The 309-nt window shown below is 54.4% G+C and carries 1 rRNA gene; it reads right to left on the minus strand.

The window, feature by feature from the left end:
* Window positions 1-309: ribosomal RNA gene (locus AB0C16_RS41150) — 23S ribosomal RNA — on the minus strand; the annotation flags it as partial.

Consider the following 309-nt stretch of genomic DNA (forward strand, 5'->3'; position numbering starts at 1 on the left):
TAGATCACTCCGCTTCGGGTCTACAGCATGCGACTCAAACGCCCTCTTCAGACTCGCTTTCGCTACGGCTCCCCCACACGGGTTAACCTCGCCACACACCATAACTCGCAGGCTCATTCTTCAAAAGGCACGCAGTCACATCACACAAGGACCGAAATCCTCGTAAGCTCCTACGGCTTGTAGGCACACGGTTTCAGGTACTCTTTCACAACCCCTCACCGGGGCACTTTTCACCTTTCCCTCACGGTACTCGTGCACTATCGGTCACCAGGGAGTATTTAGGCTTACCAGGTGGTCCTGGCAGATTCA

The sequence above is a fragment of the Nonomuraea sp. NPDC048916 genome (assembly GCF_040649575.1).
In the GTDB taxonomy this organism is placed as follows: domain Bacteria; phylum Actinomycetota; class Actinomycetes; order Streptosporangiales; family Streptosporangiaceae; genus Nonomuraea.